Annotated in this window: 14 protein-coding genes; 11 read left to right on the top strand and 3 right to left on the bottom strand. The window is 60.9% G+C overall.

Translation table 11 applies throughout. The features are described 5' to 3' along the window. Both ispH and MPJ51_RS15095 read right to left on the bottom strand, forming a co-directional pair. The coding region (ispH, locus tag MPJ51_RS15100; protein WP_298388430.1) for a 4-hydroxy-3-methylbut-2-enyl diphosphate reductase at positions 1–557 on the bottom strand (557 nt) is incomplete at its 3' end. Between the two features lie 191 nt (positions 558–748). Continuing rightward, a complete protein-coding gene (locus MPJ51_RS15095) occupies positions 749–1,324 on the bottom strand; it encodes an NYN domain-containing protein (protein ID WP_298388428.1) in 576 nt (191 codons plus the stop codon). A 138-nt stretch (positions 1,325–1,462) separates the two neighbouring features. On the opposite strand from MPJ51_RS15095, the gene folK reads away from it, so the two are divergent. The 10 genes from folK (at position 1,463) to rnc (ending at position 9,214) form a co-directional block, all read left to right on the top strand. Continuing rightward, a complete protein-coding gene (gene folK / locus MPJ51_RS15090) occupies positions 1,463–2,032 on the top strand; it encodes a 2-amino-4-hydroxy-6-hydroxymethyldihydropteridine diphosphokinase (protein WP_298388426.1) in 570 nt (189 codons plus the stop codon). Positions 2,033–2,126: 94 nt separating this feature from the next. Beyond that, positions 2,127–2,480 (top strand): DNA-directed RNA polymerase subunit omega, encoded by a 354-nt coding sequence (rpoZ, locus tag MPJ51_RS15085; RefSeq protein WP_170673709.1) that lies wholly within the window; start codon positions 2,127–2,129, stop codon positions 2,478–2,480. Between the two features lie 29 nt (positions 2,481–2,509). Beyond that, positions 2,510–4,642 carry a bifunctional (p)ppGpp synthetase/guanosine-3',5'-bis(diphosphate) 3'-pyrophosphohydrolase gene (locus tag MPJ51_RS15080; protein ID WP_298388421.1) on the top strand — a complete coding sequence of 711 codons (2,133 nt, stop codon included), beginning with the start codon at positions 2,510–2,512 and terminating at the stop codon, positions 4,640–4,642. Positions 4,643–4,658: 16 nt separating this feature from the next. Next, a complete protein-coding gene (locus MPJ51_RS15075) occupies positions 4,659–5,357 on the top strand; it encodes a DUF2062 domain-containing protein (protein ID WP_298388419.1) in 699 nt (232 codons plus the stop codon). After that, positions 5,350–6,096 (top strand): pyridoxine 5'-phosphate synthase, encoded by a 747-nt coding sequence (locus tag MPJ51_RS15070; protein ID WP_298388417.1) that lies wholly within the window; start codon positions 5,350–5,352, stop codon positions 6,094–6,096. Before MPJ51_RS15075 ends, MPJ51_RS15070 begins: the two co-directional genes overlap by 8 nt. After that, entirely contained in the window at positions 6,093–6,716 is a 624-nt protein-coding gene (locus MPJ51_RS15065) for a LysE family translocator (protein ID WP_298388415.1), read from the top strand. Before MPJ51_RS15070 ends, MPJ51_RS15065 begins: the two co-directional genes overlap by 4 nt. 45 nt (positions 6,717–6,761) lie before the next feature. Next, entirely contained in the window at positions 6,762–7,223 is a 462-nt protein-coding gene (locus MPJ51_RS15060) for an ABZJ_00895 family protein (RefSeq protein ID WP_298388413.1), read from the top strand. Continuing rightward, positions 7,220–7,639: a holo-ACP synthase gene (gene acpS / locus MPJ51_RS15055; RefSeq protein WP_298388411.1), complete on the top strand. Its 420-nt coding sequence runs from the start codon at positions 7,220–7,222 to the stop codon at positions 7,637–7,639. The genes MPJ51_RS15060 and acpS overlap by 4 nt, the downstream gene beginning before the upstream one ends. A gap of 58 nt (positions 7,640–7,697) precedes the next feature. Further along, a complete protein-coding gene (gene lepB, locus MPJ51_RS15050) occupies positions 7,698–8,537 on the top strand; it encodes a signal peptidase I (RefSeq protein WP_298388409.1) in 840 nt (279 codons plus the stop codon). After that, positions 8,534–9,214: a ribonuclease III gene (gene rnc, locus MPJ51_RS15045; protein ID WP_298388407.1), complete on the top strand. Its 681-nt coding sequence runs from the start codon at positions 8,534–8,536 to the stop codon at positions 9,212–9,214. Before lepB ends, rnc begins: the two co-directional genes overlap by 4 nt. 125 nt (positions 9,215–9,339) lie before the next feature. Here rnc and MPJ51_RS15040 read toward each other — a convergent pair whose 3' ends face one another. Further along, positions 9,340–10,716 carry a multicopper oxidase family protein gene (locus MPJ51_RS15040; protein ID WP_298388405.1) on the bottom strand — a complete coding sequence of 459 codons (1,377 nt, stop codon included), beginning with the start codon at positions 10,714–10,716 and terminating at the stop codon, positions 9,340–9,342. Positions 10,717–10,873: 157 nt separating this feature from the next. On the opposite strand from MPJ51_RS15040, the gene era reads away from it, so the two are divergent. Continuing rightward, entirely contained in the window at positions 10,874–11,782 is a 909-nt protein-coding gene (gene era / locus MPJ51_RS15035) for a GTPase Era (protein WP_298388404.1), read from the top strand. Positions 11,783–11,845: the final 63 nt, after the last annotated feature.

The raw sequence follows: 11,845 nt of genomic DNA, 5'->3' as shown, positions 1-11,845 counted from the left end.
GCCTGAAGGGCGGCGATGATGTCCTTGGTGTCATCCACCGACAGGGTGGTCTGGGTGACAAAGGCCAGACGCTCGGGGTCGCGGACCTCAACCGTGGCCACGTCTGCGACCGTTTCGACCAGCAGAACCTCGCCCTCGGGCAGTTGCCCCATGGTGCCGATGGTTTCGGGATGGCCCTTGTGGCCGATCATGATCATCTGCAGCCCGGCTTCGGAATGGCGCTGGGCTTCGACATGGACCTTGGAGACCAGCGGGCAGGTGGCATCGACATAGATCATCTCGCGCTGCGCTGCTGTGGCAGGGACGGATTTCGGCACGCCATGGGCGGAAAAGATCACCGGACGGTCATCGGGGCATTCATCCAGTTCCTCGACAAAAACCGCGCCCTTGGCGCGCAGCCCGTCGACGACGAATTTGTTGTGCACGATCTCATGGCGCACATAGACCGGCGGGCCCCATTTCTGCAGGGCCATTTCCACGATCTTGATGGCGCGGTCCACACCGGCGCAGAACCCGCGCGGCGCAGCAAGGTAGAGTGTCAGTGGCGGCTTGGTCATGCGTCTGTCTCCTTGACGAAAGACAGGTACGTCTTTTCATTGCCATGGTCCAGACAGCAGCATGTCATTTCCCTGACATGAATCGCTGCTATCAAACGGGTGTTTGAGAACCTGTGCCTAGTTAAAGTTGCGCGGCCAGGACATATGATCCTGACCGCGCTTTTTCTTACCCCCATGATACGGCAGTGGGATCAGTGCCCGCCTGCCGCAGCAACGCTGCGCGGTTCGGACGGCATCTCGCGCGGGGGGCGGCCGATGACGTCGCGCAGGTCTTCCAGTTCGATGAAATTGTCGGCCTGGCGGCGCAGTTCGTCCGAGATCATCGGCGGCTGGCTGCGGATGGTCGAAACGACCGACACGCGCACGCCCTGCCGTTGCAGGCTGGCAATCAGCGGGCGGAAATCCCCGTCGCCCGAGAACAGCACGATATGATCGACACGCGGTGCCAGTTCCATGGCATCGACCGTCAGTTCGATATCCATGTTGCCTTTGACTTTCCGACGCCCCATGCTGTCGGTGTATTCCTTGGCCGGTTTCGTCACCATGGTGAAGCCGTTGTAGTGCAGCCAATCCACCAGCGGTCTGATCGGGGAATACTCGTCGTTTTCCAGTAGCGCTGTGTAGTAGAAAGCCCTCAGCAGTTTCCCCCTGCGCATGAACTCCTGACGCAGCAGCTTGTAGTCGATGTCAAACCCCAGAGCTTTGGCGGCTGCGTAAAGATTCGAGCCATCGATGAACAGCGCTAGCCGTTCGTCTTTATAAAACATAAATAGATCCTTCCGGTATAAACCATCGTGCCGTGTGATTTCGTGAGTGAGAAAAATTTGGTCAGCACAATGGTACGTCTAAAATAGGTCTTCTGGCGGGTATCGCAAGTATTCTCTTGCCTGAATATAGGGGTAAATATGGCAAAAACGCAGTCAAATGCTGTGGTAGCGCTAGGTGCAAATCTCAGTCTGAGAGATAACGGACCCAAGGCGACACTTGAACAGGCGCTGGTGGCCATGGCCGAGGCCGGGCTGGTGATTCGCGCCGAAAGCCGTTTTTTTGCGACACCCTGCTTTCCCGCAGGGGCGGGGCCGGATTATGTCAACGCCGCCGCGCTGATCGAAACCGACCGGACCCCGCAGCAGGTGCTGGATGTTCTGCACCAGATCGAGCACGCCTTTGACCGCGCCCGCGTACAGCGCTGGGGGATGCGGACGCTGGATCTGGATCTGGTGAGTTGGGACAACCTGGTGTTGCCTGACGTTACGGAATACAACCGCTGGCGTATGTTGCCTGCCGAGGATCAGCGGCAACTGGCGCCCGAGCAGTTGATCCTGCCGCATCCGCGCCTGCAGGATCGCGCCTTTGTGCTGGTGCCCATGGCTGATGTTGCGCCCGATTGGCGCCACCCGGTGCTGGGTCAAACGGTCACGGAAATGGTCGCGGCGCTGCCGCCCGGCGATGTGGCCTCGGTCACGGCGCTGTGATCCCTGCTTTTGCGCCATTTCCTGCTTGTCAAGGCGGGGAATCGCGCTTAGATAAACCCCTTCTTGCCACGGATTCATTTACGGAGAGCGCCTCATGGCCCGCGTTACGGTCGAAGATTGTGTAGACAAGGTCCCGAACCGGTTCGAACTGGTGATGCTGGCCGCCCATCGGGCGCGCGAGATTTCCGCCGGTGCGGCAATCACCGTGGACCGTGACAACGACAAGAACCCGGTCGTGTCCCTGCGCGAAATCGCCGACGAAACCCAAGGCGCGGACGACCTGCGCGAGCGTCTGATCGAGGCCAACCAGACTCAGATCGAGGTGGACGAGCCCGAAGAAGATCAGATGGCGCTGCTGATGGGTGCGGAATCGGACAAGCCTGCCGATGACGACATGTCGGAAGAAAAGCTGCTGCGCGCGCTGATGGAGGCTCAAGGCCAGGGGTAATCCCCAAGCTACACGAAGGTGCGGACCGGATGATTTCTGCTGACGACCTGATTGCGCTGGTCCGCAACTACAATCCCAAGACAAATGCTGATCGCATCGCCCGTGCTTATGAGTTCGGAATGCAGATGCATGAGGGGCAGTTCCGCCATTCCGGCGAGCCCTATTTCTCGCACCCCGTTGCCGTTGCCGCCATCCTGACCGAACAGCGTCTGGATGATGCGACCATCATCACGGCCCTGCTGCATGACACGATCGAAGACACCAAGGCCAGCTATGGCAAGGTGGCCGAGCTGTTCGGGGATGAGGTCGCCAAGCTGGTCGATGGCGTCACCAAGCTGACCAACCTGCAGCTGTCCAGCCGCGAAACCAAACAGGCCGAAAACTTCCGCAAGCTGTTCATGGCCATGTCCAAGGACCTGCGGGTCATTCTGGTCAAGCTGGCCGACCGTCTGCACAACATGCGCACCATCAAGGCGATGCGGCCCGAAAAGCAGGTGGTCAAGGCGCGCGAGACGATGGATATCTACGCGCCGCTTGCGGGCCGGATGGGTATGCAATGGATGCGCGAGGAGCTGGAAGACCTCGCCTTTCGTGTCCTGAACCCCGAAGGCCGCCAGTCGATCATCCGCCGCTTTATCACCCTGCAACGCGAAACCGGCGATGTGATTCACCGCATCACCGGCGACATGCGGCATGAACTGGAAAAGGCCGGGATCGAGGCCGAGGTCTTTGGCCGCGCCAAGAAACCCTATTCGATCTGGCGCAAGATGCAGGAAAAGGATCAGGGCTTCTCGCGCCTGTCCGATATCTATGGCTTTCGCATCATCACCGGGTCCGAAGAAGACTGTTACCGGACGCTGGGTGCAATCCACCAACGCTGGCGCGCGGTGCCGGGGCGGTTCAAGGATTACATCAGCCAGCCGAAATCGAACGGTTACCGCTCGATCCACACCACGGTCTCGGGCCGTGACGGCAAACGGGTCGAGGTTCAGATCCGTACTCGGCAAATGCACGATGTGGCCGAAACCGGCGTGGCGGCGCATTGGTCTTATCGTGATGGTGTCCGCTCGGAAAACCCGTTTGCGGTGGACCCGGCCAAGTGGATCGCCAACCTGACCGAACAGTTCGACAGCGAGGAGGATCACGAAGATTTCCTCGAAGCCGTCAAGCTTGAGATGTATTCGGATCAGGTGTTCTGCTTCACCCCCAAGGGCGACGTGGTGAAACTGCCGCGCGGGGCGACGCCGATTGACTTTGCTTATGCCATCCATACACGGATCGGCCATGCCTGTGTCGGCGCCAAGGTGGACGGTATCCGGGTGCCGCTGTGGACCCGGATCAAGAACGGGCAATCGGTGGATATCATCACCGCCGATGGTCAGACGCCGCAGGTCACCTGGCTGGAAATCGCCGTCACCGGCAAGGCCCGCACCGCCATCCGCCGCGCCCTGCGCGAGGTGGACCGCGAACGCTTTATCAAGCTAGGCAAGGAACTGGCCCGGTCTGGATTCGAACATGTCGGGCGCAAGGCCACCGACAAGGCGCTGGACACTGCCGCCAAACATCTGCGGTTCAAGGATCGCGACGAATTGCTGGCCCGTCTCGGCAGTGCCGAACTGACCGCTCATGAGGTGGTCAGCGCGGTCTACCCCGAACTGACGCAGGATGACGGCGACGCCATCCCGCTGCGCCGCGCGGTGATCGGTCTGGAGCCGGGGCAGAAATTCGACCGCGCGCCCTGCTGTCAGCCGCTGCCGGGCGAACGCATCGTCGGCATCACCTATCGCGGCAAGGGCGTGGTTGTGCATGCCATCGACTGCGACCGCCTGTCCGAGTTCGAAAGCGAACCGGACCGCTGGGTCGATCTGCACTGGCATTCGGGCACGCACCCGGCCGTTTACGGGGCGGCGCTGGACCTGACCATCGGCAACGATGCCGGGGTGCTGGGGCGTATCTGCACATTGATTGGCGAGAAAAAGGCCAATATCTCGAACCTGGAATTTGTCGACCGCAAACCGGATTTTTACCGCCTTCTGATCAGTGTCGAACTGCGCGACCTTGAACAGCTGCATTCGCTGATGCTGATGCTTGAGGCGGAAAGCGACGTGGCCGCAGTGGAACGGTTTCGGGACCGGACGAAAACCGCAGCTGCGGCTGGTTGAGAAGGGGTGATCAGGAGTGGTTTTCAAGCGCCGAGATCGACGCTCGCCTGTCCAGATCGCGTCTGAACTCGTCTATCCGCGCGGCGGTTGGACCCGCGCCTTTCACTATGTCAAACACCGGGTGCGGCGTCTGCCGGATTCACCGGAACGGATTGCGCGGGGTATCGGGGCAGGGGTCTTTGCCGCCTTCACCCCGTTTTACGGGTTGCATTTCGTGGTGGCCGCGCTCGTGGCCCGGCTGATCAACGGCAACATTCTGGCCGCGCTCAGCGGGACGTTTTTTGGCAACCCGCTGACCTATGTGCCCATCGGGGTGATCTGCCTGAAGGCCGGGCATTTCCTGCTGGGGACCGAGTTCGAAAAGGGCGACACCCACGGGTTGATGGGCAAATTCGCCGACGCGCTGGGGGATTTGAAGGACAATTTCCTGGCTATGTTCACCGACCGGATGGCGGATTGGCATGGGCTGCGGATTTTTTATCACGAGGTTTTCTACCCCTATCTGATCGGTGGGATCATTCCTGGTATCGTGGCCGGGGTGATCTGTGCCTATCTCAGCCTGCCGCTGATCCGCACCTATCAGCAGCGCCGCCGTTCGCGGATCAAGGCGAAGTTCCAGAAAATCAAACGTTTGGCGCAGGCAAAGGCTGACGTTTCCGCGACAAACACGCTAGGCTCGGCCAAGGGGCACAAGAAGGATTCGAAAGATGTCTGACACCGGTCTGCGACTTGGCGTGAATATTGACCACGTGGCCACCGTGCGCAACGCGCGTGGCGGCGGCTATCCCGACCCGCTGCGCGCCGCGAAACTGGCCGAAGAGGCCGGGGCCGACGGTATCACCGCGCATTTGCGCGAAGACCGCCGCCATATCTCGGACGCTGATATCGACGGGTTGATGGACGTCCTCTCGGTGCCGCTGAACTTCGAGATGGCCGCGACGGATGAGATGCAGAAAATCGCCCTGCGTCACAAGCCGCACGCGGTCTGCATCGTCCCCGAAAAGCGCGAGGAACGCACCACAGAAGGCGGGCTTGAGGTCGCGCGCGAGGAAAACAAGCTGGCCCATTTCATCGCACCCCTGCGCGAGGCGGGCTGTCGCGTGTCGATCTTCATCGCCGCTGACAGGAAACAGATTGAGGCCGCCCACCGCATCGGCGCTGAGGTGATCGAATTGCACACCGGCGCCTATTGCGATGCCCATGCCGAAGGCCGCATGGACGAGGCTGCTCGTGAACTGGAAAGCCTGCGCGAGATGTCCGCTTTCGCCCATTCTCTGGGGCTTGAGGTCCATGCAGGCCACGGCCTGACCTATGACACGGTGAAACCCGTCGCGGCCTTCCCCGAAGTGATGGAATTGAATATCGGCCACTTCCTGATCGGCGAGGCGATCTTTCTGGGCCTCACCCCCGCGATCAAGGAAATGCGCCGGCTGATGGACGAGGCGCGGGGATGATCACCGCCGGGTTCGCCGCGATCTGGGTTGCCTGGCTGCTGGCCGGGGGCTCTCCGGGCCCGGCGACCATGGGGATTGCGGGCACGGCGATGAACGAAGGCCGCCGCGCTGGTTTGGCTTTTGCGCTGGGTATCTGTGCGGGCTCTGCCGCATGGGGCATTGCGGCGGCGCTGGGCCTGTCCGCGATCATGCTGGCCAATGTCTGGGTTTTCGAGGTGATCCGTTACATCGGTGTTGCCTATCTGGGCTGGCTGGCGCTGAAGGCGCTGCGCCGGGCCATGTCTTCGGACGAGGTGGCACTGGGCAAGCCGGTCACGGGGTCCCTGACCACGATCTTCGCCAAGGGCGCGGCCATTCACCTGACCAACCCCAAGGCGATCCTCAGCTGGGGGTCGATCTATGCCATCGTCGCGCCCAATGATGCCAGCCTGTCGATGCTGCTGGGCTATTTCGGAATGCTCTACGCCGGGTCGCTGCTGATCTTCATCGGCTACGCCTTCCTGTTTTCCTCTGCCCGCATGGTCAGCGCCTACCGCCGCGCCCGCCGCTGGTTCGATTTCGCCTTTGCGGGGTTCTTTGGGTTTGCGAGTTACAAGATTCTGACGGTGCGGTTGTCCTAAAGATCAAGGCAGACGATTGCCTTAACTTGGTTTCAGGAGGCAGAATTGAAGACGATAAGCTTGTGGCAATACACTGTCTGGTTGGTGGCCATCAGATTTCTGCTGCCCATTTCTATTGTCATGTTGCTTGTTCTGACCGGGATCAATCTTACAAATGTCGGAATACCGGTTCTGTCTGCCATTCTGGCCTCAGCAGCTATTGGCCGGGGCGTTGCCCGTGCCGCCGGATGTATGCCGGGGTGGCGCGAATTGCTGGCCTTCGCGGTTTTGGCTACGCTGATTTTCTTCTTTGTGAACTATGCCGCCTACGTATTGTTGGCGTGGTCCGGAATAGGGCCAATAGACTTTTATACGTTGAATGACTGGCACCGCACGGGCCAGATTGTATTTTTGATGGCGTTTCTGACGACGGTCGCGTTTATCTCAAACGCTGTGGTGTTTCCGTTCTGCATCAAGGCGGAACTCAGGGCGATGACGCGAAGACAACGAAAAGAACAAGAGCAATGATCCTTGGCATCGGCACAGACCTCGCAAATATCGACCGCATTCAGGGCACGCTTGATCGGTTCGGCGACCGGTTCCGCAATCGTGTCTTTACCGAGACCGAACAGCGCAAGGCCGAACGACGCCACGACACCGCAGGCACCTATGCCAAACGCTGGGCCGCGAAAGAGGCATGCTCCAAGGCGCTGGGCACCGGTCTGCGCATGGGCATCGCGTGGAAGGACATGGCGGTGACCAACCTGCGCACCGGCCAGCCCGTCATGCATGTCACCGGCTGGGCTGCTGAGCGCCTGAAAGAGATGACCCCCGAAGGGCATGAGGCGATCATCCACGTCACCCTGACCGATGATCATCCCTGGGCACAAGCCTTTGTGGTGATCGAGGCGCGCCCGCTTCAAGATCACGCCACGCAGCCTTGACTTGCCCCCTTCGGCCCCGCATGTAGCACCCCAACAACACAAGGATGTGGAGAGCAGTATGGCCGAAGACGCCAAAACCGGGGGCGGCATCTGGGAGACGGTCAAGACCATCGTCTACGCCCTGTTGATCGCAGGTATTTTCCGCACCTTGTTCTTTCAACCGTTCTGGATTCCGTCCGGCTCGATGAAACAGACCCTGCTGATCGGGGATTTCCTGTTCGTCAACAAGATGGCCTACGGCTATTCCTACGCCTCCTGTCCCAGCCTGATCATCCCCAGCGTTGGCCTGAACATCGACGCCGAGGATGTCTGCGGCTGGATGCAGGGCGATGGCGACACCCGCATCTGGGGTGGTGAGCCGGAACGCGGCGACGTCATCGTATTCCGCCACCCGGTCACCGGGCGCGACTATATCAAGCGTCTGATCGGCCTGCCGGGGGATCGCATTCAGATCCGTCAGGGTCAGATCATTCTGAATGACACGCCGGTGCCGCAGCAACCCGATGGCGTCTTCACCGAAATCGCCGCACCGCAAGGCCCACAAGGTCTGCGCCCGCGCTGCGAAAATGGCCCGGTCGGGATTGGCGGCACCTGCGAAAAATCCCGCCTGATCGAAACCCTGCCCAACGGTGTTTCGTATGATGTGCTCAATATCGGCAATCAGGGCTCGGACAATACCGGGGTCTACACGGTGCCCGCAGATCACTATTTCTTCATGGGTGACAACCGCGACAACTCTGCTGACAGCCGCCTGCCACAATCTGCCGGAGGGGTCGGGTTCGTGCCTTACGAAAACCTGATCGGACGCGCGGACCGCATCATGTTCTCGTCCGCAGGCCGGTCGATGCTGTTCTTCTGGACCTGGCGCAGCGATCGCTTCTTCAAGGCGGTCAATTGAAGCTTTCGGCCGAGATAAAGGCGTTCCAGAAACGGCTGGGCTATGAATTCAACAGCCCCGAATTGCTGGTGCGCGCGCTGACCCATGGGTCCGTCTCGTCATCCACCCGGCCCGATAATCAACGTCTGGAGTTTCTGGGCGACCGTGTTCTGGGCCTTGTCATGGCCACCGCGCTGCTGGAGGCCGACAAGAAAGCCTCGGAAGGGCAACTGGCCCCCCGTTTCAACGCGCTGGTGCGCAAGGAAGCCTGCGCCGACGTCGCCCGCCAGATCGATCTGGGTGCGGTGCTGAAACTGGGCCGATCCGAGATGCTGTCGGGCGGCCGCCGCAAACAGGCGCTGTTGGGCGACGCGATGGAGGCTGTGATCGCCGCCATCTACCGCGATGCGGGTTTTGAGACCGCCCGCGACGTGATCCTGTCGCTATGGGGCGACCGGCTGCACAATGTCGAGGCTGACGCCCGCGACGCCAAAACCGCGCTGCAGGAATGGGCTCAGGCCCGTGGCCAGAAACCGCCCGCCTATGTCGAGGTCAAACGCAGCGGCCCCGATCACGCCCCCATCTTCACCATCGCCGCCCGCCTCCAGGATGGGACCGAGGCGCAAGCCACCGCCGGTTCGAAACGCCAAGCGGAACAGGCGGCGGCCAAGGCGCTGCTGGATAGCCTGCCAAAGTAACCTCGCGAATGTGCGCGGGTTCCCCCTTCATCTGGCTAAAAATATCCCGGGGGGCTTGGGGGGTTGGCCCCCCAATTGGATGCGCTATTCAGAGACTAGCTCCGATTTAGCGCGTTCCATTCGGATCAAATCACCCGAATAAACCCGGTCAGCCCGGTTTTCTGATGTTCGATCACATGGCAATGGAACGCCCAATCGCCCGGGTTATCGGCGACCAGAGCGATCTCGGCCACCTCATCCTTCAGCAGCAGCATCGTATCCGTCATCAGCGGTGGCAAGGTCCGCAGGTTCGATTTTAGCGGCACAAAAGCCAACCCGTGCAGATGGATCGGATGCAGATTGGGGGATTCGTTGCGCAAGCGCAGAACATAGCTCTTGCCCTGTTCCAACGTTGCCAGAGGCCCAACCCCCTGCGCCGCATCACCCGGCCAGGGTGTGCGGTTGATCGACCAGAAATTATACCCCAGCGAGCCGCAGAACCCGTTATTGGGCTGCCCGCCCTCAGGGGTCCAGCCGAAAACAAACTCACGCAATTCAGCCCGGGCCAGATCCGGTTTGGCCACCGGGTTGACCGGCAGGGGGCGCAACTCCTGCAGGTCGCGCGCAACAGACGCCCCAACCGCCCTCAACTGCGCCATCGGGCGGGCGGGTTGACCGGGCAGTTTCGCTATCAGATCGACGGTCTGGCCTTCGCCCGCAGGCATCGCCACCGCGAAATCCACCCGTTGACCGGGGCCGACCAACAGGGGCTCCTCGGCGCTGGGCAAGGGGATGTTGATCTCGACCGGATGCCCGTCCCAGGCGATGATCCGCGCCTCACCTCCGGTCAGATGCAGCTTGTAGATACGGGTTGTGTCGGTGTTCACCACCCGCAGCCGCACCAACCCGCCAGCGCTGTGGTCATAAACAGGCCCGTCCAGCCAGTTTGCCGTTTGAAAATTGCCAAAGGTCCCGGCCCGCGCCGCGCCGCGTTTGGTGTAGGGGGGCAGGAACTGATCCCGCTCATCCAGACGGAAATCGCGCAGGTTGATTACCTGTTCACTGTCGAAACCGGGGTCTTCGGGCTCGGCAATCACCATGACGCCGGTCAGGCCATGGGCCATCTGATCCATGGTCATGCAATGGGGGTGATACCAATAGGTGCCTGCATCCGGGGGCGTGAACTCATATTCGAACAGCTCACCCGCGCCCATCGGCATCTGCGTCAGATAAGGCACGCCATCCATTCCATTGGCAATCCGCATCCCATGCCAGTGCATGGCGGTGTAGTCAGAGGTTGCATTCCGCACCGGCAGCCGCATCACCTCCCCCTGCCGCCCATACAGGACCGGAGGCGGCGCGCCCGGCGACAGGCTCACCATCCCTGCCGTCACCTGATCGCGCAGGGTGTAACTGGCAGGCTGGATGATCAACTCCTGTGTGCTGGCCGCCAGACCAAATCCGCCCAGACCTAGCGCACCTGCAGCGGCTCCACCGCCCAAAAGAAACTCCCGACGTTTCATATCCTGCCTCATTGAAAGGGTGATCGCCTGGCTGGAAATGGCGTGGCGCAAGGCTCTGGTGCCACCGAAACTGCGGGGACGCAATGCGACAAATCCCTCTGGCCCGGGGCGGCGTTCTGCGATAGGGATGCGCACCCGCAAACAGGATCGCACCAAAATGACCACACGCGCCGGATTCATCGCCCTGATCGGAGAGCCCAATGCAGGCAAATCCACCCTTCTGAACCGCATGGTCGGGGCCAAGGTCTCGATCGTGACGCATAAGGTGCAGACCACCCGTGCCCGCATCCGGGGCGTCGCGATGGAGGGTGACGCGCAGCTGGTCTTTGTCGACACACCGGGCCTGTTCAAACCCCGCCGCCGTCTGGATCGTGCCATGGTGGCTGCGGCCTGGGGCGGGGCGGCGGATGCCGATGTTGTGGTCCTGATGGTCGAGGCGCATCGGGGGATCACCGAAGGGGTCGAGCGTATCCTTGAAGGTCTGGACGAGATCGGGCAGGGCCGCAAAATCGCGCTGGCCATCAACAAGATCGACAAGGTCCCGTCCGAGAAACTGCTGGCCCTGACCAGCGACCTGAATGCACGGTATCCTTTTGCAGAGACCTTCATGATCTCCGCCGAAAAGGGATATGGCGTGGACGACCTGCGCAAATGGCTGGCGGATGAGTTGCCCGAAGGCCCGTGGCTTTACCCCGAAGATCAGATCGCTGATTTGCCGCTGCGCATGATCGCTGCGGAAATGACGCGCGAGAAACTGACCCTGCGCCTGCATCAGGAACTGCCCTATCAACTGACGGTCGAGACCGAGAACTGGGAAGAGCGTAAGGATGGCTCGGCCAAGATCGATCAGGTCATCTATGTCATGCGCGATGGGCACAAAGGCATTGTGTTGGGCAAGCGCGGTGAGACGATCAAGGCTGTCAGCCAGGCGGCGCGGGCGGAACTGGAGGAGTTTCTGGACCGCAAGATTCACCTGTTCCTACAGGTGAAGGTTCGTCCCAACTGGCTAGAAGAGTCCGAGCGCTATTCCGAGATGGGTTTGGATTTCAAAGACGGCAACGCGTGACGCCGTCCGCTAAGAATTTTCGACGAAAATTCTTGGCCCCGGTGGAGAGGGGAGAGATATGAC

It is taken from the genome of Ruegeria sp. (assembly GCF_028066395.1).
Lineage (GTDB): Bacteria > Pseudomonadota > Alphaproteobacteria > Rhodobacterales > Rhodobacteraceae > Ruegeria.
Note: the sequence above shows the minus strand (reverse complement) of the source record. Positions and strands in the feature narration are given on the sequence as shown.

Bases quoted from the DNA above. Each gene is read 5' to 3' on its own strand.
- MPJ51_RS15095 (WP_298388428.1), bottom strand. From the start codon at position 1,324: ATGTTTTATAAAGACGAACGGCTAGCGCTGTTCATCGATGGCTCGAAT.
- folK (WP_298388426.1), top strand. From the start codon at position 1,463: ATGGCAAAAACGCAGTCAAATGCTGTGGTAGCGCTAGGTGCAAATCTC.
- rpoZ (WP_170673709.1), top strand. From the start codon at position 2,127: ATGGCCCGCGTTACGGTCGAAGATTGTGTAGACAAGGTCCCGAACCGG.
- MPJ51_RS15080 (WP_298388421.1), top strand. From the start codon at position 2,510: ATGATTTCTGCTGACGACCTGATTGCGCTGGTCCGCAACTACAATCCC.
- MPJ51_RS15070 (WP_298388417.1), top strand. From the start codon at position 5,350: ATGTCTGACACCGGTCTGCGACTTGGCGTGAATATTGACCACGTGGCC.
- MPJ51_RS15065 (WP_298388415.1), top strand. From the start codon at position 6,093: ATGATCACCGCCGGGTTCGCCGCGATCTGGGTTGCCTGGCTGCTGGCC.
- acpS (WP_298388411.1), top strand. From the start codon at position 7,220: ATGATCCTTGGCATCGGCACAGACCTCGCAAATATCGACCGCATTCAG.
- lepB (WP_298388409.1), top strand. From the start codon at position 7,698: ATGGCCGAAGACGCCAAAACCGGGGGCGGCATCTGGGAGACGGTCAAG.
- MPJ51_RS15040 (WP_298388405.1), bottom strand. From the start codon at position 10,716: ATGAAACGTCGGGAGTTTCTTTTGGGCGGTGGAGCCGCTGCAGGTGCG.
- era (WP_298388404.1), top strand. From the start codon at position 10,874: ATGACCACACGCGCCGGATTCATCGCCCTGATCGGAGAGCCCAATGCA.